Here is a 19883-nt window from a genome sequence, read left to right on the forward strand (position 1 = left end):
CTGGGCGCGCAGTTCTCCGCGCCCCCAGGGGGCTCGCCTTCTGCCGCAGAGGGCAAGCCATAAGGGGCGCTGGGAACTGCGCGCCCAGCCCACCACGATCCGCAGTCGGGCACGGCGAGAAAGCGACCACTTCCCATGTCCGAGATCGGGAGTCCGGCACCGGACTTCGCGCTGCCCGACCAGCACGGTCGGACGGTCCGCCTCGCGGACTTCCGCGGCCGGAAGAACGTCGTGCTGGTGTTCTACCCCTTCTCCTTCACCGGCGTGTGCGCCGGCGAGCTGCAGGCGCTGCAGGCGCAGTCCGCGGCCTTCGAGCGCGAGGACGCGCAAGTCCTCGCCGTGTCCTGCGACTCCATGCACACCCAGCGGGTCTTCTCGGACCAGGAGTCCCTCGACATCCCGCTGCTCTCCGACTTCTGGCCGCACGGCGCGGCCGCCCGCGCCTACGGGGTCTTCGCCGAGGACAAGGGATGCGCCCTGCGCGGCACCTTCGTGATCGACCGGAGCGGCACCGTGCGGTGGTCCGTGGTCAACGAACTCGCCGACGCGCGCGACCTTCATGAGTACGTAAAGGCGCTGGAAGCAGTGCGGTCCGGGGGAACCGGTCACTAAGCTCGGCTCGTTGATCGGGCACATTGGCCCGGCGGCCATACGTATACGACGAACGAATAGGGGAGGACTCGTGGGAGTCAGCCTGAGCAAGGGTGGCAACGTCTCGCTGACCAAGGAGGCCCCCAACCTTACGGCGGTCGTCGTCGGTCTGGGCTGGGACGCGCGGACGACCACCGGATCGGACTTCGACCTGGACGCGAGCGCGCTGCTGACGAACGAGGCGGGCAAGGTCCTGTCGGACCAGCACTTCGTCTTCTTCAACAATTTGCGCAGCCCGGACGGCTCGGTCGAGCACACGGGTGACAACCTCACGGGTGAGGGCGAGGGCGACGACGAGGTCATCAACGTCAACCTCGCCGGGGTGCCCGCCGACGTCGTGAAGATCGTCTTCCCGGTCTCGATCTACGAGGCCGAGTCGCGCCAGCAGAGCTTCGGCCAGGTGCGCAACGCCTACATCCGGGTGCTGAACGCGGCGGACCAGCGCGAGCTGGCCCGCTACGACCTGACGGAGGACGCCTCGACGGAGACCGCGATGGTCTTCGGCGAGCTGTACCGGCACGGCGGCGAGTGGAAATTCCGCGCCATCGGCCAGGGCTACGCCTCGGGCCTGCGGGGCATCGCGCAGGACTTCGGCGTCAACGTCTGAGCAGCACCCGCCAAGGGGGAAAGGACCACCATGGGCGTCACGCTCGCCAAGGGAGGCAACGTCTCCCTCTCCAAGGCCGCGCCGAATCTCACCAAGGTGCAGATCGGCCTGGGCTGGAGGGCCCGCTCGACCACCGGGGCCGACTTCGACCTGGACGCCAGCGCGCTGCTGTGCGGCAACGGCCGGGTGCTGGGGGACGAGTTCTTCGTCTTCTACAACAACCTCAAGTCCCCGGAGGGCTCGGTCGAGCACACCGGCGACGACCTGACCGGCGGCAGCGGTGGTGACGACGAGACGGTCCTGGTGGATCTGACGCTGGTCCCGCCGCAGGTCGACAAGATCGTCTTCCCGGTCTCGATCTACGAGGCGGACGCCCGCGTGCAGACCTTCGGGCAGGTCAGCGACGCCTACATCCGGGTGCTCAACCAGTCGGACGGTGCCGAGCTGGCCCGCTACGACCTGACGGAGGACGCCTCGACGGAGACCGCGATGATCTTCGGCGAGCTGTACCGCTATGGCGGCGAGTGGAAGTTCAGAGCCGTCGGACAGGGGTACGCGTCGGGGCTCCGAGGCATCGCCCTAGACTTCGGGGTCAACGTTTCGTAAAGCCGCGTACCGCGCGGGGGCCCTCGTGGTTACAGGTCACAAGGATTGGGTGGGAAGCTCGTGCTCCTCAGAACTTTCGGCTGGTCGTTCGGCATCACTGCCGCCGGCCTGGCCCTGGCGGGCGTGCTCTGGGGGTGGAAGGGACTTGCGATCGTCGCGATCCTGTCCGTCCTTGAGATCTCGCTCTCCTTCGACAATGCCGTGATCAACGCGGGCATCCTGCGGAAGATGAACCGCTTCTGGCAGAAGATGTTCCTCACCGTCGGTGTGCTCATCGCGGTGTTCGGCATGAGGCTGGTCTTCCCGATCATCATCGTGGCGATCACCGCGAAGCTGAGCCCCTACGAGGCGGTCAAGGTCGCGATCAACGACCACGACCGGTACGAGGCGCTGGTCACCGGAGCCCACCCGGCCATCGCGGCCTTCGGCGGGATGTTCCTGCTGATGATCTTCCTGGACTTCATCTTCGAGGAGCGCGAGATCACCTGGCTCGGCTGGCTGGAGAAGCCGCTGGCCAAGCTCGGCAAGCTGGACATGCTCTCCGTGGCGATCGCGCTGATCGCCCTGGTCGTCGTGGCCACCACGGTCGCCACCGGTGTGCCGGTGCACGGCGGCCACGGCACGATCGACAAGGCCGAGACGGTGCTGCTCGCCGGTGTCGGCGGCCTGATCACCTACCTCGTGGTCGGCGGCGTCTCGGGCTTCTTCGAGGAGCGCCTGGAGGACGAGGAGGACGAGGTCGACGACGCGGGGGACGGCGAGGACTACGAGCCCGCCGCGGAGCCGGCCAAGGCCGGCGGCGCCACCGTCGCGCAGGTCGCCGGCCTGGCCGGCAAGGCCGCGTTCTTCATGTTCCTGTACCTGGAAGTCATCGACGCGTCCTTCTCCTTCGACGGTGTCGTCGGCGCCTTCGCCATCAGCAACGACATCTTCGAGATCGCGCTCGGCCTCGGCATCGGCGCGATGTACATCAGGTCGCTGACCGTCTACCTGGTCCGCAAGGGCACCCTGGACGACTACGTGTACCTGGAGCACGGCGCGCACTACGCGATCGGCGCGCTGGCGGTCATCCTGCTGGTCACGATCAAGTACGACGTCAGCGAGGTGATCACCGGCCTGGTCGGTGTGGTGCTGATCGCCGCTTCGTACTGGTCGTCGGTGGTACGCAACCGCCGTGTCGGGGAAAGCTCCCAGTCGGACGACAAGACGGAAGTCACGACCGGCGTGTGACCGGTCGCACGGCTAACAGCTGCCCCCGTCGCCCGGCGGGGGCAGCAGTGTGTGCAGGCAGGGGAGGGGTGGCGGCAGATGGCGTGGTGGGACTTCTTCCGGCCGAGCGGCGCCGGCCAGTTCGACGTGGCGAACGCGCACACGGTGGAGCTGACCAAGAGGCATCCCGTGGTGTCGCTGACCAAGAACGGCGCAGCGGTCGGCAACATGCGGGTCAACCTGTCGTGGTCGATGCGCACGTCGGACACCGGCGGCTGGCACAGCAGCGACCAGCGCGGCTTCCTGCGCCGCCAGTTCGACGTCTTCCGGCCGCAGGTGGTGCAGGCGGCCGGGCCCGCGATGGTCAACGTCGACCTGGACCTGGCGTGCATGTACGAGCTGACCGACGGCTCCAAGGGCGTCGTCCAGCCGCTGGGCAATTTCCTCGGCGACCTCGACGCGCCCCCGTACATCCAGATGAGCGGCGACGACCGCTTCGGCGGCACCTCGGGCGAGACGCTCTACATCAACTTCGACAAGCGCGACGAGTTCAAGCGGCTGCTGGTCTTCGTGTACATCTACGACGGCACGCCCGCCTTCGACCGCACCCACGCCAAGGTGGAGATCTTCCCCGGCTCAGGCCCGCGGATCGAGATCCCGCTGACCGAGCGGGAGCCGCAGGCCCGCTCCTGCGCGGTGGTGCTGATCGAGAACCACAAGGGCGAGCTGATCGTGCGCCGCGAGGTCAAGTACATCTACGGCTTCCAGGCCGAGATAGACCGGCTGTACGGCTGGGGGCTCCAGTGGGGCCGGGGCTACAAGTCGAAGGTGTGACCGCCTTCTTCCTCCCGCCTCCTGCCGGGCGGGGCCTTCTGCCGGGTGGGCCTCCTACCGGGCGGGCTGGAACTGCGGGCCCTGCGGGGGCAGCGTGAAGGCCGCGGTGCCGTTGGCCGCGGCCGCGGCGGCGGCGCCGACCGGCTGCGGGTAGCCGTAGGCCGGGTATCCCGGCTGCGGCTGCTGGTGCACCGGCGGGGCGGCCGGCGGGGGCGGCACGGCGGCGGCGACGGGCTGCGGGTAGCCGTAGGCGGGCTGGGCGGGCACGTGGCCGCCCGAGGGGGCCTGCAGCGGGTATCCGTAGGCGCTGGTCGGCCCGAGGTCGGGCTGCTGGGCCCTGGTGGGCTGCGAGGCCTGGTCCGGGGCGGGCCGCGGCTGGGAGGGCGCGGCGGCCTGCGGCGGGTCGGTGCGGTCGGCGTCCGGCTCCACGTCGTCCACCGTGATGCCGAACTGGGTGGCGAGGCCCACCAGGCCGGTCGTGTAGCCCTGCCCGACCGCCCGGAATTTCCAGCCGCCGTCCTTGCGGTAGAGCTCGCCGCAGTTCATCGCGGTCTCACCGCCGGTGTCCGGGCGGACGTCGAAGGTGACCAGCGGGGCGTGCCGCGGCCCCGAGGTGTCGTACAGCAGCACGCACAGGTCGCGGACCTGCCGGAAGGACCCGCCGTCGCAGGAGGCGGCGATCACCACCCGGTCGACGCCGGCCTCCAGTGCGGCCAGGTCGACCTCCACGGTGTCGGTCAGGCCCTCGGCGACCCGCTGCTTGGGCAGGTGGCGGGCCAGCCCCGAGGGGTGCCGCGGCTCGTTGTAGAAGACGAAGTCGTCGTCCGAGCGCACGCGGCCGTCGCGGCCGAGCAGCAGCACGGAGGCGTCCACGTCCGGCGTGCCGGAGCCGGGGCTCCAGCGCAGCACCGCCCGGATGCCCGGGGCGTCGAGGGGGACGTTCGAGCCCTTCACCATCACGTGCGTCATGCCGGTCATCCTGCCCTTCCCACCGTGCGGCCCACAACGCCGGGGGCGCGTCGGCGGGAAGATCATCCGTAACGTGACACGTCAGGCGGCCGGCCCGCTAAGCGGAGGGTTTGCCCCCGGCGCGCGAAAGGTCACATGGTGGACCTGTGGCGGTTACTTGTTTTTCACGCGCCAAGGGAACGTCTGTCGCATGGTCGCCCGTACGATAATCGGCCAGATGTCCTCAAGGCCCGTATGTTGAAAGGGGGCGCAATGCGACACTTCGGACACCTCGCCGCGGAGACGAGGGAAGAACTGTTCCACCGCGAGCCGCAGGAGTTCACAGCCGACTCGCCGGCTCACACGCTCGCCGCCGCCCTCGGGGCCACTCTCTACAGCCCCGGCACCCGCACCACCCTCGCCGACGACGTGCGCAAGCAGGCCGCCCGCGGGGTGGTGTCCATGGTCCTGTGCCTTGAGGACTCCATCGACGACCGGGACGTGCCCGCGGGCGAGGCCAACCTCGTCCGGCAGTTCCGCGAGCTCGCCGACCAGCCCGGCGCCGCCGGCGAGATCCCGCTGCTCTTCATCCGGGTCCGCACCCCCGCCCAGATCACCGACCTCGTGGAGCGCCTCGGCGACAGCGTGGAACTGCTCTCCGGCTTCGTCCTGCCCAAATTCACCGAGGAGAGCGGCGTCCCCTTCCTGGAGGCGCTCAGCGCCGCGGAGGCCGCCTGCGGCCGCCGGCTCTTCGCCATGCCGGTCCTTGAGTCGCCCGAGCTGCTGCACCTGGAGAGCCGCGTCGAGACGCTCTACGGCATCTCCAGGACCGTCGACAAATACCGCGACCGGGTGCTCGCCCTGCGCCTCGGCGTGACCGATTTCTGCTCCACCTACGGGCTGCGCCGCGCCCCCGCCATGACCGCCTACGACGTCCAGATCGTCGCGGCGGTGATCGCCGACGTCGTCAACGTCCTCGGCCGCGCCGACGGCAGCGGCTTCGTCGTGACAGGACCGGTCTGGGAGTACTTCCGCCACCAGGAGCGGATGTTCAAGCCGCAGCTGCGCCGCAGCCCCTTCAGCCCCGAGGCCGAGGACCTGCGCGAGGCGCTGCTGGAGCGCGACATGGACGGCCTGCTGCGCGAGATCGAGCTGGACCGCGCCAACGGACTCCAGGGCAAGACCTGCATCCACCCCACCCACGTGCCCGTCGTGCACGCGCTGAGCGTGGTCACCCACGAGGAATTCAGCGACGCGGCCGACATCCTGCACCAGGACCGCAGCGGCGGCGGCGTCCTGCGCTCCGCCTACACGAACAAGATGAACGAGGTCAAGCCGCACCGGGCCTGGGCCGAGCGCACCCTGCGCAGGGCCGAGGCCTTCGGCGTCGCCCGCGAGAGCATCAGCTTCGTCGAGCTGCTCGCGGCCGGCCTGCCGCAGACCTGACCAGGCATCCTGGTAGCAATCATGGAATCCACGGAAGAAGACCGCCACCGCATGCTGACGACGACACCGCCCTGGACGGGTCAGTGGGTCGCCGACCGCCTCGGCATCGCGCTGCACGGCGAGGGACCGCACGGCGAGAGCCTGCGCGACCTGCTGGGCCTGGCCCTGCGGCGCAATCCCAAGCGCGCCCACCTGCTCGTGTCGAACGTGCTCGGCAAACACGTGCCGCAGCGCCCCGGCACGGTCTACGGGCACGCCTACGACCTCGGCCTGCGGGTCCGCGCCCTGCTGGGCGAGCGGGAGGCCGCCAGGGCCGTCGTCGTCGGCTACGCCGAGACCGCCACCGGGCTCGGCCACGCGGTCGCCGACGGCGTCGGAGCCGTGCCCTACCTGCACTCCACCCGGCGCGAGGTGCCCGGCCTGGCCTCCGGCGGCGCCTTCGAGGAGGAGCACAGCCACGCCACCGGCCACCTGCTGCTCCCCGAGGACCCCCGCCTGCTCGGCGGCGCCGGACCGCTGGTCCTGGTCGACGACGAGTTCTCCACCGGGCAGACCGTCCTCAACACCGTCCGCGACCTGCACCGCCGCCACCCGCGCGAGCGCTACGTGGTCGTCGCCCTCACCGACATGCGCTCCCCGGCCGACCACGCCAGGCTCGCCGCCGCCGCCGCGGAGATCGGCGCCCGCGTCGACGTCCTGTCGATGGCCTCGGGCGCGGTGACCCTCCCCGAGGGTGTGCTGGCCCGCGCGCAGGCCCTGGTGGCCTCCTGCCGGCCCGCCGACGCCCCGCAGGCCCCCGCGGCGCCCCCAGCCCCGCAGGCCCCCGCGGCGCCCCCGGTCCGGGTCGCCCTCGACTGGCCCGCCGGGATACCCGACGGCGGCAGGCACGGCTTCCTGCCCGCGCACCGCGAGCGCTTGGAGGCCGCGCTGCCCGCGATGGGCGCCCGCATCACCGCCGCCCTGCCCCCCGGCGCCCGCCGGGTCCTCGTCCTGGGCAACGAGGAGCTGATGTACGTACCGCTGCGGCTCGCGCAGGCACTGGAGGCGCACAGCGGCGTCGAGGCGTACTTCTCCAGCACCACCCGCTCACCCGTACTCGCCGTCGACGACCCCGGCTACGCCATCCGCAGCCGCCTGGTCTTCCCCGCCCACGACGAACCCGCCGACAGCGGATCGCGCGAGCGGTACGCCTACAACATCGCCGGCGGCGGCTTCGACGCCGTGCTCTGTGTCGTCGACTCCGCGGGGGACACCCCCGCCCTGCACGCGCCCGGCGGGCTGCTCGCCGGGCTCGCCGCGCACACCGGCACGGTGCTGCTCGCCGTCGTGCCCTCCTACCGACCGAACGGAAACCCTGGCCCCATGAGTGCATCCACCAGGCCGCTGCGCGGACCCGCCTTCGGATCGTATGCGGCGGACGAGGTGGGCTGGCTCCTCAAGGACCTCTCCGACGTCCCCCTCGAAGCCCCCACCGAGGAGCGCGAGGAGGCCATACAGAGCGGCGGCGCCCACTACGCGGAATCCCTGCCGGTCGAATACCAGCCCAGCCCCGCCTACCAGGAGCTGTTCAAGGCCGCGCTGGCGACCTCGGCCGAGCGGATCGCCCGCGCCGTCGGCGCCGTCACCGAACTCGTGCTGGCCGAACGCGGCCCGGACGCCGTCCTGGTGTCACTGGCCAGGGCCGGCACCCCCGTCGGCGTCCTGATGCGCCGCTGGGCCAAGCACGCCCACGGCCTCGACCTGCCGCACTACGCCGTCTCCATCGTCCGCGGCCGCGGCATCGACCCGACCGCGCTGAGCTGGCTGGCCGCCCACCACGACCCGGCCGACGCCGTCTTCGTCGACGGCTGGACGGGCAAGGGCGCCATCACCCGCGAACTGGCCGACGCCATGGCCGACTTCCCCGGCTTCCGCCCGGAGATCGCGGTCCTCGCCGACCCCGGCGGCTGCGTGTCCACCTACGGCACCCGCGACGACTTCCTGATCCCCTCCGCGTGCCTCAACTCCACGGTCTCCGGGCTCGTGTCGCGCACCGTGCTGCGCGCCGACCTCATCGGACCCGGCGAATTCCACGGCGCCAAGTTCTACCGCGACCTGGCAGGCGCGGACGTCTCCGCGCTCTTCCTCGACACCGTCACCGCCGCCTTCGACGCGGTCGGCGACGGCGTCGCCGAGGACGTCAAGTCGCTCCGCTCCCAGGACCGTTCGCCCACCTGGGCCGGCTGGGCCGCCGTCGAGCGGATCAGCGAGGAATACGGCATCGGCGACATCAACCTCGTCAAGCCAGGCGTCGGCGAGACCACCCGGGTGCTGCTGCGCCGCGTCCCCTGGAAGATCCTCGCCCAGCGCGGCGCCGGCTCCGACCTCGACCACGTGCGGCTGCTCGCCGAGCAGCGCGGGGTGCCCGTCGAGGAGACCGACGGACTGCCCTACTCGTGCGTCGGCCTCATCCACCCCCGCTACACCCGCGGCGCCACCGGCACCGACGGCAAGGCGGTGTCGGGCCTGTGAGCCGCATCTACAGCCGGACGATCGTCGCCAGCGACCTCGACCGCACCCTCATCTACTCCGCCGCCGCACTCGCCCTGGCCATGCCCGACGAGGAGGCGCCCCGGCTGCTGACCGTCGAGGTCCACGAGGCCAGGCCGCTGTCCTACATGACCGAGGCAGCGGGTCGGCTGCTGGTCGAACTCGCCGACACCGTACGCTTCGTGCCCGCCACGACCCGTACGCGCAAGCAGTACCGCCGCGTCAGCCTGCCCGGACCCCAGCCGAGTTACGCGATCTGCGCGAACGGAGGGCACCTGCTGGTCAGCGGCCGCACCGACCACGACTGGAACGCCGAGATGCGCCGTCGGCTTGCCGACGGCTCGGCTCCCCTGGCCGAGGTGCGGGCGCACCTCGCCGCCACCGCGGACCCCGAATGGCTCCGCAAGGAGCGCGTCGCCGAGGAGCTCTTCGCCTACCTCGTCGTCGACCGCGACCGCCTCCCCGGCGGCTGGGTCAAGGAACTCGCCGCCTGGGCCGACCCCCTGGGCTGGACCGTCTCCCTCCAGGGCCGCAAGGTCTACGCCGTCCCCAAGCCCCTGTCCAAGAGCGCCGCCCTCGCCGAGGTCGTCCGCCGCACCGGCGCGGACCGCGTCCTGGCCGCGGGTGACTCCCTCCTCGACGCGGATCTCCTCGCGGCGGCGGACGCCGGCTGGACGCCGGGCCACGGCGAACTCGCCGACACGGGCTGGACGGCGCCCCACGTCGTGGCCCTCACCACATCCGGCGTGGCCGCCGGCGAACAGATCCTCCGTCGGTTCCTGGCCACGGCTGCCGCGTAAGCCCTTCGCGCTGCGCTCACGCCCCCACGGCCCTGGGGGTCCTGCCCCTTGCGGCGCGCTGCCTGCCCGCGGCCGCGTGGGGGCTGTGCGCTCCGTTCTCCCCCAGAGCCTGGGGGTGCCCCCACGCGCCCCTGGGCGGGTGCCACTTGCGATGGCGTTCACAGTTGCGGTCCGTCGTGGCTGGTCGCGCAGGTCCCGCGCCCCTTTGGGTTCGCGTCCTCCGCCGTCAGGTGTCTGCCCCTGGCAAGGGCCGGGCTGTGGGCAGGAGAGCACGCGTTTTTGAGGGGCGCGGGGAACTGCGCGCCGCATCACGATGCACGCGCAGGCAAGCAACGCACCGCAAGGGGCAATCACCCAGGGGCGCGTGGGATACCCCCACGTGGAGCTCTGGGGGAGAACGGAGCGACAAGCCCCCGCCGGGACGCGGGCAAGCATCGCACCCCCTGGGCTAAGGGTCCCGGGGGGAGACGACCCTCGTGCAGAAGGGGCGGGTGGATTCGACGCGGGAAGCGTTGACGCGTTCGCTCGACGCGATGAAGGCGCGGGCTTCGAGCTCGGTGCGGCCACCCCGCATATGGCGCCGCAAAAGGCGCCGCTCGCGCAGACGCCGCGGCGTCTCGACGTACCAGAGCTGGTCGAGCAGATCGCGCACCTGCTCCCAGCCGGGCCCGTCATCGGCGAGGTAGTTGCCCTCGGTCACGACGAGCGCGGTCCCTGCCGGGACGACGAGTCCCGCGGCCACCGGCTCGTCGAGCCGCCGGTCGAAGTCGGGTGCGTACACCGCGCGTGAGCGCTCCGCGCGGAGGCGCCGCAGGAGGACGACGTAGCCGTCGACGTCGAAGGTCTCCGGCGCCCCCTTGCGGTCGCGCAGGTGGAGCCGGTCCAACTGGGCGTTGGACAGATGGAAACCGTCCATCGGGACGTACGCGGCGGTGCCGGCGCCGAGCCGGTCGTTCACGCCGGCGACGAGGCGGCGGGCCAGCGTCGACTTGCCGGCGGCGGGTGCACCCGCCAGGCCCAGCAGCGCGCGGCGGCCTGGAATGCTGGGCACCAGGGCGACCGCGTCATCGACAAGCATCCCGTCACCCTAAGCGCCACACATCGGAGCAGACCCTTGTACGAAACGAAGAACCCCCAGCTCACGCCCGAGCTGTACCAATACGTCCTCGATCACAACCCGCCGCTGGACGAGGTCCAGCGCGGGCTGGTCGCCACCACGCACCAACGCCTCGCAGGCCAGGCGGGTATGCAGACCGCGGAGGAGCAGGGTCCGCTGCTGGCCTTCCTGGTCCGGCTGACCGGCGCGAGCCGGATCGTGGAGGTGGGCACCTTCACCGGCCTGTCCACGCTGTCGATGGCGCAGGCGCTGCCCGAGGGCGGGCAGGTGATCGCCTGCGACATCTCCGAGGAGTGGACCGCGGTGGGCCGCGAGGCGTGGGCGGCGGCGGGTGTCGCCGACCGGATCGACCTGCGGATCGCCCCGGCGATCGAGACGCTGCGGGCGCTGCCCGGCGGCAGCTGGATCGACCTGGTCTTCCTCGACGCCGACAAGGAGTCGTACATCGACTACTGGGAGGAGCTGGTGCCGCGGATGAACCCGGGCGGCCTGCTCGTGGTCGACAACACCCTTTACCACGGTGACGTCGCCGATCCCGCGGCCACCGGCGGCGGCGCCGCCATCCGGGCCTTCAACGACCACGTGCGGGCCGACGACCGGGTGGACGACGTCCTGCTCACCGTCGCCGACGGCCTGACGCTGGCCCGCAGGCGGTAAGACCCGTCAGTGCTGGGGCAGTCCGCGGCGGGGCGGCGGCCTTCTGGCCGCCACCGCCGCGTGCTCCCTGGCCTCGCGCTCGCGGGCGACCTCCTCCGGGTGGCGTTTCTTCCAGTACGGGTTGTCATGTGGCAGTCCGCCGGTGACGCGCCCGTACAGCCCGAAGAACAGCAGCAGCAACCCCACGCCGAAGCTGAAGAGCACGTTCGACATCTTGAAGGCCAGCAGATTGCTGTCGGTGTCGAGCAGCGCGAGGTTCACGAAGCCGCTCAGCAGGAAGGCGGTGCCCACGCAGATATTCAGCGTGGAGGCGAAATTGCCGCCGACGACCATCCCGCCGAAGAGCACCGCGCCGATGACGATGGAGATCGTGCTGAGCGCGCCGTTGGAATTGAGCCCGGCGATCCGCTTGCCGGCCTCGGACAGGTACGACACGTCGTTCAGCAGGCCCAGGATGCCGAAGACGACGAGGATGAGGCCCATCGCCCCCGCCCCGTAGCGGTAGACCGTGCTGAGCCGGTGGTCGGCGGTGAGGTGGTCGTCGAGTCTCACAAGCGCCTCCTTCGGGGCTGGACTCGTCGAGGACGCCGTCGCCTCCAGGATAGGTCCGGGCCGCCGGGGCAGCAGCGCGGCGCACGGCGGGCGGCGCCCGCTACCCTGAGGCCATGCCTCGTTACGAGTACCGCTGCAAGACCTGTGGAGCCACCTTCGAAATGCGCCGCCCGATGTCGCAGTCCAGCGCCCCGGCGCCCTGCCCGCAGGGCCACGGCGACACGGTGAAGCTGCTGTCGACCGTGTCGGTGGGCGGCACCGCGTCGGCCGCCGGTTCCGCCGCTCCCGCGCCGGCCCCCGCGGGCGGCGGTGGCGGCTGCTGCGGCGGCGGTTGCTGCGGCTGAGGCCGGTCGGGCGGGTCAGGCGCGGCCTGCCGCCCGGTCCTCCCTGATGTTGGACACCACGCGGTTCGCCGTCTCCCGGACGGCGGCCGTCTCGGTGAGGAAGGCCCAGTAGTCCGGGTGCCGGCCCTCCAGCGCGGCGAGCGCCCGGTCCAGCCGTGCCACCGCCTCGTCGAGCGGCCTGGCGTGCCGCGGCTCCGGGGTCGTACGGCCCTGCATCGCGAGCCGCTGGGCGTCCCTGATCACGAAGCGGGTCCGCTCGACCTCGGCCTTCGGGTCCTTGCTGACCTCGTTGAGCCGGCGCAACCGGTCGCCCGCGGCGCCGACCGCGCCGTCCACGTCGTCCATCAGCGCGCGCACCGACGCCAGCTTCGCGGTGGCCTGCGCCCACTGCTGCCCGTCCCGCGCCCTGCGCGCCTCGGCCAGCGCCGTCTCGGCCTGCCGTACGGCTTGGGCCGCCTGCTCCGGCACCTGCTGGAGGTCCTCCCAGCAGGCCAGCGAGAAACGCCGCCGCAACTCGCTGAGCACCGGCGCGACGCCTTCCGCCCGGGTGCCGAGCGCCTGGACGCGCGTACGCAGCGACACCAGCCGCTTGTCTATCTCCTTGGCCTGCTCGGGCAGCCGCTCGGCCTCGGCCCGCACCGCGTCCGCCTTGCGGCGGATGTCGTCGGCCCGCTGCACGGTCTCCTTCACGCCGTGCTTGGCGGCGCCCTCGTTGAGCTTGGTCAGCTCGGGCGCCAGCGCCGCGAGGCGGGACGCGAGGTCGTCGGCGGTGATCCCGGCGGCGCGGACCGCGTCCAGCGCGTTGCTCGCGGCCAGCAGCGACTGCTTGGCCTGCTCGCGGGCCGGCGCCAGCCGGGCCAGCTGGGTCTCGGCCCGGTTCAGCAGGCCGGTCATCGTCGACTGGTAGCGCTCCAGCTCCGTCCTGGCGTTGACCAGGTCGTCCTTGGCGCGGGTCAGCTCGCTGACCGCCCGGGAGGCGGACGCGTGGTCCAGCTCGTCCCGGTCCAGGTCGTGGGCGTCGACGGCGGCGATGTAGGCCGCGCTGACCTGGTCGATCTTCTCGCCGAGCGCCCGGAAGCCGGACAGCGCGCGGCTCGCCTCGGGCGACTGCTCGACGGCGGAGATCGTCTCGATGGAGATCTCCAGCTCGCGCTGGGCGGTGTCCAGCTCGTAGAAGGCCTGCGCGGCGGCGTCCTTCGCGGCCTGTGCCTCGGCACGCAGATTGTCCCCGCGCCGCCACCACGAACGTGCCGTCGTCACCGTGACTCTCTCTCCCCGCGCTCGCCGCCCACCACCGTCCGTCCCATACTCCCACCCGGCAGCCCCGAACACACGGTCCGGTCCACCTGCCGCACACTCCCCGCACGCGTCGCCGTATGCGCTTGCCCACCTGCCCCCGTGGCGGGGTAACCTGTGTCGTCGCAGTATCCGGGGCGTGTAGCTCAGTGGTAGAGCGCCGCCCTTACAAGGCGGATGTCGGCGGTTCGAAACCGTCCACGCCCACCCCGTTTCGCGCTCTCGCCCTCATCCCCGCCCTCACCGTGTCGGACGAAGGGCGCACCCCCGAAAGTCGTCGTGCGGGCCGCCCCGATGACCGCCTGTCGTACTCGCACGCGTGATCGATTGTTTGGCGTGACTATTACTCCTTTCGGGGAACGGCGGCCATCTGCGGGCGCGTCGGCCGCCGGGGTGCTGACGATGAAGGCGTGAGCACTTCGAGGGGGAAGCGCATAGGCGCGTGGGCGGCACTTGCCGTGGTGACGGCCGCTGTGGGGTCGTGGGGGTTCAGCGGTGTCGCCGCGGCCGCCCCGGCCCACCCGCACCCGCCAAGGCCCGCAGGCCTGCCCGTACCCGTTTCCGTACACCTGCCCGTATCCATGGACGTGGCCCTGCCCGCGCTTCCGCGCGTGCCCATGCCCGTGGCCGACCACCACCATCCGCAGCCGTCGCACACCCGTGAACCCGGGTCTCCGCACAGGCAGCACAGGCAGCACAAGGAGTCGCACAAGCAGCAGCACAGGCCTCCGCACCGGCGGCACAAGCCGGGCTGGCCGCTGCCGCACAAGCCGCGGCTGCCGCGGCCCGCGTACTGGTGCGGGCGGTGGCATCCGCACTGGGAGTGGCCCGAGCCGCTGCACTGCCACCACAAGCCCGTGCCGCCGCCGACCCCGACGCCGAAACCCGTGCCCAAGCCCGTACCGAAGCCCGTGCCCAAGCCGCCTCCGAAGCCCGCGCCGAAGCCGAAACCGGTGGTGCGGGCCGTGCCCGAGCCGGCGCCGAAACCCGCGCCCGAGCCCCTGCCCAAGCCCGCACCGAAACCCGTGCCCAAGCCGCCTCCGAAGCCCGCGCCGCCCGCCGTCGTGCACTGGCCGCGGCACGCGGTCGTGCCGGCCGCGGCGCCCGAGCCGCACCGCCGCAAGCTCACGACCACGCTGCTGCTGACGACGGTGCCGGGGCTGCTGGCGGCCGCCGTGCTCAAGCCGGGGTCAGGGGCTTATCGCAGGAACAACCGGTAGGACGCGAGGGGGAGTTCAGATGTCGCAATGGGTGGTACTGCTGATCGCGATGGCCGCGGTCTGCGCGGTCGTCGTCACCGTGGTCGTCCTCAGACACCGCAGGATCTCCGAGGACGACGACCCGACGGAGACGCCGGACGTCATCGAATACATGGTCATGATGATCGGGGTGATCTACGCGATCGTGCTGGGCCTGGCGATCGCCGGAGTGTGGGAGGGCAGGAGCTCCGCGCAGGCCGACGTGCTGGCCGAGGCGCAGGCGCTGCACGAGGTCAAGGTCCGGGTGCAGGTCTACCCGGTCGGGGTCAGGGACAAGGTGCGGGCGGACGTCGACGCCTATGCCGCCTTCGTCGCGGACAAGGAGTGGCCCCACATGCGCGACCACGGCGACCTCTCGCCGCGGGGCGCGCAGTTGCTCGACCAAGTGCGGACCGACGTCACGCAGTTCGATCCGAAGAGCGACCTGGCGGCGCAGGCCTACCAGCCGGTGGTCGACTCCGTCGCGGCGGCGGACGCGGCACGGGCCGCGCGCGGGCAGAGCGCGGGCGCGACGATGCCGGGGGTGGTGTGGTTCGGGCTGATCGTCGGCGCGCTGGTGACCGTCGGCCTGATCTTCACGCTGCAGATCAGGCGGTCCGCGAAGGAACTGCTGCTCGCCGGGCTGTTCAGCGCGCTCATCGCCTTCCTGCTCTTCCTCATCTGGGACCTGGACGCGCCCTTCGGCAGCGGTCTCGCGGTCTCGGCGGACGTCTTCCGCCAACTGCTCTGATCCCAGAGCGCGCACAGTGCGGCCCCGCCGCCCGGTCAGGTCCGGGCGGCGGGGCCGCACCCCGCTTCACACGGCGCTCAGCGCCAGTTGGACACGTTCACGTTCTCCAGCACGCCGAGGGCGTCGGGGACCAGGACGGCCGCCGAGAAGTACGTACTCACCAGGTAGCTGATGACGGCCTTCTCGTCGACGCCCATGAAGCGCACATTCAGGCCGGGTTCGTACTCGTCGGGCAGGCCGGTCTGGTTGAGGCCGATGACGCCCTGGTTGTCCTCGCCGGTACGGATCGCGATGATCGAGCTGGTGCGGGCCTCGGTGACCGGGATCTTGTTGCAGCTGAGGATCGGGATGCCGCGCCAGGCCGGCACGGTGGAGCCGTGGCATTCGACCGGGTCGGGGTAGATGCCCGCGCGGGTCCACTCCCGGGCGATGGCCGCGATCGTCCTGGGGTTGGCCAGCAGGAAGCGCGTCCCCCGGCGGCGGCTGATCAGCTCGTCCAGGTCGTCGGGCAGCGGCGGCCCGGCGTGCGGCTGGATGCGCTGCTCGTATTCCGCGTTGTTGAGCAGCCCGAACTCCGGGTTGTTGATCAGCTCGTGCTCCTGGCGCTCCCGCAGCGCCTCGACGGTGAGCTTGAGCTGCTGCTCGGTCTGGTTCATCGGCTCGTTGTAGAGGTCGGCGACCCGGCTGTGGACGCGCAGCACGGTCTGGGCCACGCTCAGTTCGTATTCGCGGGGCTTGACCTCGTAGTCGACATAGGTGGCGGGCAGCGCGGACTCGCCCTTGTGTCCCGAGGCGAGCTCGATATTCGCCTCGCCGCGCCTGTTGGACCGCTGCTGCGGGAGCGCCCGGATCGCGTCCAGATGCGCGCGCAGCGAGGCGGCCTGCCCGAGCAGTTGCTCCAGATCCTGCCGGGGCAGCGCGAGCACGGTGGTGGCGGCGGCCGCGCGGGCGGTGAAGGCCCACTCGCCGTCGCCACCGAGCAGCGCCTGCTCGCCGAAGTGGTCGCCGTCGGCGAGGGTGCCGAGGCGGTTCTGCTCGCCGTACGACCCCTCGCCGAGCTTCTCGACCTTGCCGTGCGCGATCAGGTAGACCGTGTCGGCCGGCTGCCCCGCCTCGGCGAGCAGCTCGCCGGGGGCGAACTCCCGCTGGACGAACCGGTCCGCGAGTGCGGTCAGCGCCTCCCCGTCGTCGAAGGACCGCAGGGCGGCGATCTCGCCCAGCTCCTGCGGGATGACCCGGACCTGCGACCCGGTCTTGACGAACGTCACCCGCCCGTCCCCGACGGCATAGCTCAGCCGCCGGTTGACGCGGTACGTACCCGCGTTGACCTGCACCCAGGGCAGCACTTTGAGCAGCCACCTGGACGAGATGCCCTGCATCTGGGGCGTGGACTTGGTTGTCGTGGCCAGATTCCGCGCGGCGGCCGTATCGAGGCTCGTACGCGCGGCGTCCTGCGGATTGCCGACTGCGGTGTCCTGGCCCGCATCAACCGACATGTGCATGTCCTTCCCGTATGGGGGTGATACGGGATCATTCTTGTCGTGACGCTACGCGCTGCCTATTGCCGTATCGAGTGAGAATACTTTGGACGCCAACGGGGGAGTGCCACCGAAAACCGCCCGCGCGGGCGGCCGTTGAAGGCGCCGGGCAGGCGGTCAGAGCGCCTCGACGACCGAGGTGCGGTCAGGGGTCCCGGGGGCGCCCTGCGGGGGGATCGTCAGCGGAACGGCCGCATAGGCTGCGGCCATCGCCGTACGCCGCTCGCGGCGGAAGACGTAGGCGGCGAAGACGCCCGCGCCCAGCAGGGCCACGAAGGACATCAAGGTGCCGAGCCAGCCGGCGCCCAGCCACTCGCCGCCGACCCAGCCCAGGCCGACGCTGTAGGTGGCCCAGCAGACGCCCGCGAGCGCCGACCACGGCAGGAACTCCCGGGGGCTGCGGCGGGCCGTACCGGCGCCCAGGCTGACCACGCTGCGGCCGGCGGGAGCGAAGCGGGCGAGCACCACCAGGGCGCCGCCGCCGCTCGCCAGCACCTGGCCGAGCCGGTCGTGCGCGGCCGACATGCGCCGCGAGGACGCGATGCGCCGGTCGAACCACTCACCGCCGCGGAAGGCCACCCGGTAGGCGATCAGATCGCCCAGGCAGGACGCCACGGCCGCGCAGCCCAGGAGGGCCAGTACGTCGAGGGCGCCGTCGCTGGTGCCCGACGACCCCGCGGTCGCCGCGCTGACCACCAGCACACCGCTGGGCAGCACCGGCACGAAGACGTCCAGCAGGACGGACAGCGCGACGAGCAGGTAGATCCACGGCCACTCGAAAAGAGAGCCCAGGCCTTGCAGCACCGCGCCTCCTCGTCCTTCGCCAGTCCTACGCGCGGTCGCGCGTCACTTGTCGGGTCCTGTCGGGGTCCTGCAATGCCGCAAGAAGATTTCCGATGCCTGGCGGTGCTTGGTCCCTGCCGTGTCCGTGTCCGTTCGTGCTGGTCAAGGCTTCGCGGAGCTGTCAGTGCCGGTCTCGCGCCGACGGCAGCGGATCTTCAACCACCGTCAGCCGTACAGCGTACGCCAGCACGGGCCGACGGCACCGGTCAGGGTGCGTGACGTACGAGACAATCACGACGTTGTCACGACAGGAATACTCACCGGAACAACGCTTCAGCCCCCGGGAAAGTGTCCGCGCCGCGCCTCCACCGCGCCGGCGCCGGACCGGCCCCCCAGGTGCAGTTGAATGCCGATACTGAAATCTGCCCAGGTCGGACGTCCCGTACACTGGTGCGCAGCAGAAGGGGAGTAGCTCTTCGCCGGACCGTCGACATACTGCCCGGGTTCGCGTGCGGCGCCGAAAGGCGCGGCAGGGGACCGGGGCCGGCGCCCGGAGGCAGCGATACGGAAACGTGACGCCGCCAGCGAGACCTTCGGCCGCAGCGTCCCGACGCTGCCGTGCCGAAGCGACCCCGTTTCTCCGCAGGCGTCTCTCGGCAGGGCAGCACCCTACCGATCGAGGATTCGACCCGTGTTCAGCCTCACCGTGACAGTCGTCGTCTTCGGCGTGATCTTCCTCGCCGAACTCCCCGACAAGACGGCACTCGCCAGCCTCATGCTCGGCACCCGCTACCGCGCCTCCTACGTCTTCGCCGGCGTCGCGGCCGCCTTCCTGGTCCATGTCGCGCTCGCCATCGCCGCGGGCAGCCTGCTGACCCTGCTGCCGCACCGCCTGGTGCAGGGCGTGGTGGGGCTGCTCTTCCTGGCCGGCGCGGCCATGCTGCTGCTGCACAAGGACGAGGGCGAGGAGACCGTCAAGCCGCCCTCCGACCAGAGCTTCTGGAAGGTCGCGGGCGCCGGCTTCATGCTGATCCTGGTCGCCGAGTTCGGCGACCTCACCCAGATCATGACCGCCAACCTCGCCGCCCGCTACGACAACCCGGTCTCGGTCGGCATCGGCGCGGTGCTGGGCCTGTGGGCGGTCGGCGCGCTCGGCATCTTCGGCGGGAAGATGCTGATGAAGCGGGTGCCGCTGTCGCTGATCACGAAGATCGCCGCGAGTGTGATGGTGGTGCTGGCCGCTTTCAGCCTCTACGAGGCGGTGGTCGGCTGAGCGTCGGCGTCGGCCGCGTCCTCGGCCTCAGCCGACCGTGACCGTGAGCACGCCGTCCGCGGCCGTCACCCGTACGTCCTCCAGCGAGGGCGCGTGGGCCGACGGGCCGTGGGCGGCGGCGCGCGGTCCGACGCCGACCACCCGCATGCCGGCGGCCCTGGCCGCCGCGATGCCGACCTCGGCGTCCTCGAAGACCAGGCACTCCTCGGGCCCGAAGCCCAGCTCGGCGGCGCCCTTGAGGAAGCCCTCGGGGTCCGGCTTGCTGGCGCCCACCCGCTCCGCGGTCACCATGACCGGCGGCAGCGGCAGCCCGGCGGCGCCCATCCTGGCGCGGGCGAGCATCTCGCCGGCCGAGGTCACCAGGGCGTGCGGCCGCCCGGCCAGCGCGGCCAGGAAGGCGGGGGCGCCGGGGACGGGGACGACACCGTCGAGGTCGGCGGTCTCCTCGGCGAGCATCACCGCGTTCTCGGCGTAGTTCTGGGCCATCGGCCGGTCCGGCAGCAGTGCGGCCATCGTCGCGTGGCCCTGCCTGCCGTGCACCACGCTCAGGACGGCGGCCGGGTCCAGGCCCTGCCTGATCGCCCAGCGGGACCAGCAGCGCTCCACCACGGCGTCGGAGTCGACGAGCGTCCCGTCCATGTCGAGCAGCAGGGCGCGGGCGGTGAACACGGACGGCATGGGGCTCCCTGGACTGGGCTCGGATC

20 protein-coding genes and 1 tRNA gene are annotated in these 19883 nt (G+C 71.6%); 14 read left to right on the plus strand and 7 right to left on the minus strand.

Annotated elements, in window-relative coordinates:
• Positions 1-135 precede the first annotated feature (135 nt).
• From OG900_28700 to OG900_28720, 5 genes are all read left to right on the plus strand, one after another.
• The gene (locus OG900_28700) at positions 136-612 is read left to right on the plus strand and encodes a peroxiredoxin (GenBank protein ID WUH93701.1); all 477 of its coding nucleotides are present in this window, start codon (positions 136-138) and stop codon (positions 610-612) included.
• 70 nt (positions 613-682) lie between these two features.
• Positions 683-1258: a TerD family protein gene (locus OG900_28705; protein ID WUH93702.1), complete on the plus strand. Its 576-nt coding sequence runs from the start codon at positions 683-685 to the stop codon at positions 1256-1258.
• A gap of 30 nt (positions 1259-1288) precedes the next feature.
• The gene (locus tag OG900_28710) at positions 1289-1864 is read left to right on the plus strand and encodes a TerD family protein (GenBank protein WUH93703.1); all 576 of its coding nucleotides are present in this window, start codon (positions 1289-1291) and stop codon (positions 1862-1864) included.
• Between the two features lie 60 nt (positions 1865-1924).
• On the plus strand, positions 1925-3094 hold the full coding sequence (locus OG900_28715; GenBank protein ID WUH93704.1) for a DUF475 domain-containing protein: 1170 nt from the start codon (positions 1925-1927) through the stop codon (positions 3092-3094).
• A 78-nt stretch (positions 3095-3172) separates the two neighbouring features.
• On the plus strand, positions 3173-3907 hold the full coding sequence (locus tag OG900_28720; GenBank protein WUH93705.1) for a Tellurium resistance: 735 nt from the start codon (positions 3173-3175) through the stop codon (positions 3905-3907).
• A gap of 54 nt (positions 3908-3961) precedes the next feature.
• Here the strand turns inward: OG900_28720 and OG900_28725 are convergent, their stop codons facing one another.
• Entirely contained in the window at positions 3962-4876 is a 915-nt protein-coding gene (locus OG900_28725) for a TerD family protein (protein WUH93706.1), read from the minus strand.
• Positions 4877-5128: 252 nt separating this feature from the next.
• On the opposite strand from OG900_28725, the gene OG900_28730 reads away from it, so the two are divergent.
• From OG900_28730 to OG900_28740, 3 genes are read left to right on the plus strand one after another with little or no spacing between them, the layout of a single operon-like run.
• Positions 5129-6301 (plus strand): HpcH/HpaI aldolase/citrate lyase family protein, encoded by a 1173-nt coding sequence (locus OG900_28730; protein WUH93707.1) that lies wholly within the window; start codon positions 5129-5131, stop codon positions 6299-6301.
• A gap of 21 nt (positions 6302-6322) precedes the next feature.
• Positions 6323-8812, plus strand: a complete 2490-nt coding sequence (locus OG900_28735; GenBank protein ID WUH93708.1) for a phosphoribosyltransferase — start codon at positions 6323-6325, stop codon at positions 8810-8812.
• Entirely contained in the window at positions 8809-9630 is an 822-nt protein-coding gene (locus tag OG900_28740; GenBank protein WUH93709.1) for an HAD family hydrolase, read from the plus strand. The genes OG900_28735 and OG900_28740 overlap by 4 nt, the downstream gene beginning before the upstream one ends.
• A 448-nt stretch (positions 9631-10078) precedes the next feature.
• On the opposite strand, the gene OG900_28745 is transcribed toward OG900_28740, so the two are convergent.
• A complete protein-coding gene (locus OG900_28745) occupies positions 10079-10708 on the minus strand; it encodes a nucleoside/nucleotide kinase family protein (GenBank protein ID WUH93710.1) in 630 nt (209 codons plus the stop codon).
• A 36-nt stretch (positions 10709-10744) separates the two neighbouring features.
• Between OG900_28745 and OG900_28750 the strand changes: the two genes are divergently transcribed.
• On the plus strand, positions 10745-11404 hold the full coding sequence (locus OG900_28750; GenBank protein WUH93711.1) for an O-methyltransferase: 660 nt from the start codon (positions 10745-10747) through the stop codon (positions 11402-11404).
• 6 nt (positions 11405-11410) lie between these two features.
• On the opposite strand, the gene OG900_28755 is transcribed toward OG900_28750, so the two are convergent.
• The gene (locus OG900_28755; GenBank protein WUH95967.1) at positions 11411-12007 is read right to left on the minus strand and encodes a DUF4383 domain-containing protein; all 597 of its coding nucleotides are present in this window, start codon (positions 12005-12007) and stop codon (positions 11411-11413) included.
• A 62-nt stretch (positions 12008-12069) separates the two neighbouring features.
• Here OG900_28755 and OG900_28760 point away from each other — a divergent pair, with 62 nt between their 5' ends.
• Complete coding sequence (locus OG900_28760) at positions 12070-12300, plus strand: zinc ribbon domain-containing protein (GenBank protein WUH93712.1); 231 nt, start codon at positions 12070-12072, stop codon at positions 12298-12300.
• A 15-nt stretch (positions 12301-12315) separates the two neighbouring features.
• Here OG900_28760 and OG900_28765 read toward each other — a convergent pair whose 3' ends face one another.
• The gene (locus OG900_28765; protein WUH93713.1) at positions 12316-13560 is read right to left on the minus strand and encodes a hypothetical protein; all 1245 of its coding nucleotides are present in this window, start codon (positions 13558-13560) and stop codon (positions 12316-12318) included.
• 171 nt (positions 13561-13731) lie between these two features.
• On the opposite strand from OG900_28765, the gene OG900_28770 reads away from it, so the two are divergent.
• The 3 genes from OG900_28770 (at position 13732) to OG900_28780 (ending at position 15585) form a co-directional block, all read left to right on the plus strand.
• Positions 13732-13803 (plus strand) — tRNA-Val (locus tag OG900_28770).
• 203 nt (positions 13804-14006) lie between these two features.
• Entirely contained in the window at positions 14007-14816 is an 810-nt protein-coding gene (locus OG900_28775; protein ID WUH93714.1) for a hypothetical protein, read from the plus strand.
• Positions 14817-14835: 19 nt separating this feature from the next.
• Positions 14836-15585: a DUF4239 domain-containing protein gene (locus OG900_28780; protein ID WUH93715.1), complete on the plus strand. Its 750-nt coding sequence runs from the start codon at positions 14836-14838 to the stop codon at positions 15583-15585.
• 77 nt (positions 15586-15662) lie between these two features.
• On the opposite strand, the gene OG900_28785 is transcribed toward OG900_28780, so the two are convergent.
• On the minus strand, positions 15663-17081 hold the full coding sequence (locus tag OG900_28785; protein WUH93716.1) for a family 2B encapsulin nanocompartment shell protein: 1419 nt from the start codon (positions 17079-17081) through the stop codon (positions 15663-15665).
• 159 nt (positions 17082-17240) lie between these two features.
• A complete protein-coding gene (locus OG900_28790; protein ID WUH93717.1) occupies positions 17241-17927 on the minus strand; it encodes a VTT domain-containing protein in 687 nt (228 codons plus the stop codon).
• Between the two features lie 670 nt (positions 17928-18597).
• On the opposite strand from OG900_28790, the gene OG900_28795 reads away from it, so the two are divergent.
• On the plus strand, positions 18598-19179 hold the full coding sequence (locus OG900_28795) for a TMEM165/GDT1 family protein (GenBank protein ID WUH93718.1): 582 nt from the start codon (positions 18598-18600) through the stop codon (positions 19177-19179).
• Positions 19180-19206: 27 nt separating this feature from the next.
• Here the strand turns inward: OG900_28795 and OG900_28800 are convergent, their stop codons facing one another.
• On the minus strand, positions 19207-19857 hold the full coding sequence (locus tag OG900_28800) for an HAD-IA family hydrolase (protein ID WUH93719.1): 651 nt from the start codon (positions 19855-19857) through the stop codon (positions 19207-19209).
• Between the last annotated feature and the right edge of the window lie 26 nt (positions 19858-19883).

It is taken from the genome of Streptomyces sp. NBC_00433, assembly GCA_036015235.1.
In the GTDB taxonomy this organism is placed as follows: Bacteria; Actinomycetota; Actinomycetes; order Streptomycetales; family Streptomycetaceae; genus Actinacidiphila.

Bases quoted from the DNA above. Each gene is read 5' to 3' on its own strand.
- OG900_28785 (WUH93716.1), bottom strand. From the start codon at position 17,081: ATGTCGGTTGATGCGGGCCAGGACACCGCAGTCGGCAATCCGCAGGAC.
- OG900_28760 (WUH93712.1), top strand. From the start codon at position 12,070: ATGCCTCGTTACGAGTACCGCTGCAAGACCTGTGGAGCCACCTTCGAA.
- OG900_28725 (WUH93706.1), bottom strand. From the start codon at position 4,876: ATGACGCACGTGATGGTGAAGGGCTCGAACGTCCCCCTCGACGCCCCG.
- OG900_28730 (WUH93707.1), top strand. From the start codon at position 5,129: ATGCGACACTTCGGACACCTCGCCGCGGAGACGAGGGAAGAACTGTTC.
- OG900_28720 (WUH93705.1), top strand. From the start codon at position 3,173: ATGGCGTGGTGGGACTTCTTCCGGCCGAGCGGCGCCGGCCAGTTCGAC.
- OG900_28780 (WUH93715.1), top strand. From the start codon at position 14,836: ATGTCGCAATGGGTGGTACTGCTGATCGCGATGGCCGCGGTCTGCGCG.
- OG900_28745 (WUH93710.1), bottom strand. From the start codon at position 10,708: ATGCTTGTCGATGACGCGGTCGCCCTGGTGCCCAGCATTCCAGGCCGC.
- OG900_28735 (WUH93708.1), top strand. From the start codon at position 6,323: ATGGAATCCACGGAAGAAGACCGCCACCGCATGCTGACGACGACACCG.
- OG900_28710 (WUH93703.1), top strand. From the start codon at position 1,289: ATGGGCGTCACGCTCGCCAAGGGAGGCAACGTCTCCCTCTCCAAGGCC.
- OG900_28700 (WUH93701.1), top strand. From the start codon at position 136: ATGTCCGAGATCGGGAGTCCGGCACCGGACTTCGCGCTGCCCGACCAG.
- OG900_28800 (WUH93719.1), bottom strand. From the start codon at position 19,857: ATGCCGTCCGTGTTCACCGCCCGCGCCCTGCTGCTCGACATGGACGGG.